The following is a 3,974-nucleotide window of genomic DNA, read 5'->3' as shown; positions in this document are numbered from 1 at the left end:
TGGGTGTCGTCGAAGGTGAGGCTGCTGTATTGGCCGACATTGATGACGCCGGGCCCAGAGCCATTGGCACCTGTCGCGGTCAGGCCGCCGACGATGGTGACGCTCGAACTGCTTGGCGTAAGGTCCAGCGCGCCCTCATAGGTGACGCCGCTCAGCGTTCCGCCCGAGGCCTGAAAGCCAGAGCCGTAATCCTTGATCACGCCGCCGGAGATGGCGCCGCCAGACAGGAGCACAATAGAGGGATAATTCGCATCTGAACCGATGGTCAGCATAGCGCTGATATTATTCAGGGTTGCGCTGATATTTATATTATCGTCTGCGTTGAGATAAGACGAAATTTGTGCCGTGGTTGAGTTTGACGCGAGGTTATAATTCGTTTTCGTCACAGCAAACCCCTCCATCCTCAAAAATAAATTAAAAACAGTGACATAGCGCACATCAGCGCATCGAAATAACCAACTATTCTACGTAACTCCGCTCGAGGTTAACAAGAAAAAACCTTAAGCACAACCGGCGATGGGCGGTTGCAAGAACGGCCGCGTTCGCGCGAGGACGAATTTAACCCCTCCACGGGCGGCCACTAACTAGCTGATAATGAAGCGAGAAAGAGAACTTTTCTGGTTTTACAAGGATGAAACCTGATTGGCGCGTTGGCTCTTGTGTGCGACAAATTGTCCATGGCTCAGGAATTTTTTGGGTCGGATGCGCGGAACGCGCTACGGCAACGTGTCGATAGTCGGATTCATCAACTACCGCCGAGGCCATATGGAAATCATCTATCAAGACGGTTTGAGAGAAAGCGCATGCGAGTGCCGTGACGTCGTCAAAGCGCATAATGACGAGTTCTCGATCACCCAACTTGGCGGTTATTGACAGACAACGGTCAAAGGGAAAAAGTGAAAAAGTGACCCATAGAAGACATCCGCCTGCCGTTGAGCGACGCTCTCTGGAGGCCTCGGAGCGGTCGTTGGGCGACATCGAGAACCTCGATAAAGCTCTGCGCAACTATTGTCGGCGCTCGTACTGAAGGCCTAACCTTCAACTCGATCGTATCGGCCACAGCAACATTCGCCACAGTGGCGGAGATCGGGTTGTTGCCGAAATCCGGCTCGAAGGCAGAAGTCTCGTTATCATCCTCGCACGATTTCGTCGCCGCCGCCGATCAGGCATTCGCCGTCGGGCTCTGTTTCGTCTTGTGGCGGCCGAGAAAGCCGAGGCCTGCCGCGCCCAGCAGCATCAGCATCCATGTCGAGGGTTCGGGGACGGAGGTCGTCGCGGTTTCCGTAACGAGGAGCCCGCTCGGGGCGGGACCGCCGCCGAAAACGTCATTCGAGTACAGAAAATTGAGGCTGTACGACTGGCCCGACGTCGTGGCGAAAGTCTGCGAGTAAGTGTCGTAGGCGCCCGCTGCGGACGATGCAAAAACAAGGGCGGGAACCGACGTCCCGTCGTCATAAGTATAGGTGTCGGTGAACCAGGGAGCTGCCGGCGTCAAGGTCCAGGCGGCGCCGAGCAGGTTGGCGCCAGCGTTGTTCAGAAAGACACCGATATTGGTGGTTTGCTCGAAGTCAAGAAGTTGATAGCCGCCGACGGAGACAGTAGTGGCTGGACCGAGGGCCGTGAAAGAAAGGGAATAAACCGTGTCTGTTTGATCCGGCGGATCGATCAGGTTGAGCAAGGTCGTGGCCCGCGCCTGCGGCGCCGCCATAAGCGCGCCGGCCAGGGCGACCGCGGCAAGTGTTGAAGTTGTTTTCATAACCATTACCCCCGAGTTTCGGCATCCATTGCCGCCGGAATTTTCCTCACGCATGGAACGTGAATTCGCTGTGATAGGGCGCGCCAACCTTTTCGAAAGCGGAAACCGACACTCCCGCTAGCGTCAGCGTCGCGCCCGAGGTCTGCGACACGAAGCTGATGCTGCCGCCGGCCCCGGTATGCGCGTCCGACAGCAGCGTCGCCCAGTCCGCGAAATCGGACTTTGCCAGGGAGATCGTGTCGTTCGCCGCGACGCCGTTATGCGTGGCGAACTCCGAGATCGTCGCCGCCTTGAAGCCGGCGGCGAAAACGAAGCTCTCGTTCAAGCCGCCGCCCTTGATCGTGCTCGTGGTCCCGCCGCCGATGTTGAAGACCAGACCATTGCCATAACCGATGTATGAACTGGAGCCGCTGGCGTTGGCGACATCGAGGATATAGGGGCTGGCGATCTTGGCGAGCGCCGCCGCGTCCGCCGAGAGTTGGGCCGAAGAGATGTTCAATGTGGGCGGCGACGCGTCGGAGAACTTGATCGAAGCGATATCCGCAACGTCGCCTTGCAGCGCATCGAGGCTCCCCGACACTTTCGCCGCCGTATCCTTGATGCCGAAACCGCCAACGATCTTGTTGAGGGTGGGTTGGTCGGCCGCGAAGACGGCTGTCGAGAAGCTCGCGGGACCGCCGCTGGCGGTAATCGAGCCGATGTGGCTGGTATTGGCCACGAGCGCGCCGATACCATTTTGGATGTTTGCGGCCGTGTCGGAGATCGCCAGATGGAAGGGCGTTCCATCGGCGTTCCGGAGTTCGACGATGGTCGTCGCGTCGCTGGTCAATTGCGCGACATTGGCTCCCACCGCCGCATTGTCTGAAATGGTGACCGCGACGATCGACGGGTCGCTCAGGAAGTCGAGATAAGTCTTGATATCGGCTGCGGTGTCCACGATGCCGAACCCGCCGGAGATCTTGTCCAACACCGCCCGATCGGCGACGAAGGTCGCCGCCGAAACGCCAACCAATCCGCTCGCCGTGATCGAATTGATGTAGCTCGCGTCCGCGAGCAGCGCCCATAGATCGTGCTCGATATGCTGCGCGGTGTCCGAAATCGCGAAACCTCCCGCAATCTTGTCGAGAGTCGCCTGCTTCGTCAAGAAGTACGCGATGGAGAATGCGGGCGCGATGACGGAGATATGTTGAGGGTTGAGGCTCGCGTTGGCCCCGCTAATCCCTGACAGTTCATGCGTGCCCGCAGCCGTCCCGTCGGTCACCCACAGTCCTTGCTTGCGGCTTGCATTATAGCCGTTGAATAGAACCTCATTGTTGAAGACCGTCATATCGGACGGGCCAAGGCTAAGACCATTAGAAGCAGCGCCGACAATTCCTATCAATGCGTGAGTGCCAGCCGCCGTCCCATCCGAAATCGAGAGGCTGCCCTTTCCGTCGTTGAAAAGGATTTTATTATCAAAGCAAACTATGTCGCCAACTCTAAAAAAGAAACCGCTCTCGCGGAAGAATTCATGCGTTCCAGCATCCGTTCCATCAGTGATCCAGAGACCCTCCGCGCCGGTCATATCGATTCCCGTAAATACAACTTCATTATTAAATGCTACAAGGGCACCCGAAGAATACAATCCAAAAGCTGAGTTATTTAAGTTATAAGTTCCAGCCGATGTCCCGTCTGTTATAAATAGGCCTGTTCCTTGGGTTAAAAACACTTTATTATTAATTGCAATAAAATTTCGTGGCGGAGGAACCCATATTATGCCCCCGAACGTCGCTATTTCTTTTGTTCCTAATGCGGTTCCATCTGTAACCCAAATGCCATAATCGTTATTGGCGTCTATTCCTGAAAATAACGCCATTTTGTTAAAGATCGTAAAGCCTTGCATGACGCTAAATGATTGGTTTGATGTCCCTGAAAGTCCTGTTAATTGATGAGTTCCTGGGAAGGTCCCGTCGGTGCTCCAAATATTACCGCCCGCACAAAAAAGTACTAAATTGCCAAAAACTGTGAGGTTCGAAGTGTCAAGCGGTAGAAGGTTTATAATTTCGCTTGTGCCGGCGACGGTTCCATCACTGACCCAAATGCGGCCACCAGCTGTGAAGAGCACCTCGCCACCGAACGGTACGAAGTTGGACGGCGGGTTCGCATTTCCGTAGGCTCCGAAACTCTTCAGTTCATTAGTCCCAGCGGCAGTTCCATCACTCACCCAAAGGCCGCCACC

Annotated in this window: 4 protein-coding genes; 1 reads left to right on the top strand and 3 read right to left on the bottom strand. The window is 55.8% G+C overall.

Annotation, left to right across the window (positions count from 1 at the left end):
• Positions 1–437: hypothetical protein (locus tag QZY01_RS18230; RefSeq protein WP_294540035.1), on the bottom strand; the 437-nt coding region annotated here is incomplete at its 3' end.
• A 265-nt stretch (positions 438–702) separates the two neighbouring features.
• On the opposite strand from QZY01_RS18230, the gene QZY01_RS18225 reads away from it, so the two are divergent.
• A complete protein-coding gene (locus QZY01_RS18225; RefSeq protein WP_294540033.1) occupies positions 703–873 on the top strand; it encodes a hypothetical protein in 171 nt (56 codons plus the stop codon).
• A gap of 289 nt (positions 874–1,162) precedes the next feature.
• Here the strand turns inward: QZY01_RS18225 and QZY01_RS18220 are convergent, their stop codons facing one another.
• Both QZY01_RS18220 and QZY01_RS18215 read right to left on the bottom strand, forming a co-directional pair.
• On the bottom strand, positions 1,163–1,756 hold the full coding sequence (locus tag QZY01_RS18220) for a PEP-CTERM sorting domain-containing protein (protein WP_294540031.1): 594 nt from the start codon (positions 1,754–1,756) through the stop codon (positions 1,163–1,165).
• Between the two features lie 46 nt (positions 1,757–1,802).
• Positions 1,803–3,974, bottom strand: a 2,172-nt coding sequence (locus QZY01_RS18215; protein ID WP_294540029.1) for a hypothetical protein, incomplete at its 5' end; no start/stop codon positions are given.

The organism is uncultured Rhodoblastus sp., assembly GCF_903903185.1.
Classification (GTDB): domain Bacteria; phylum Pseudomonadota; class Alphaproteobacteria; order Rhizobiales; family Beijerinckiaceae; genus Rhodoblastus.
Note: the sequence above shows the minus strand (reverse complement) of the source record. Positions and strands in the feature narration are given on the sequence as shown.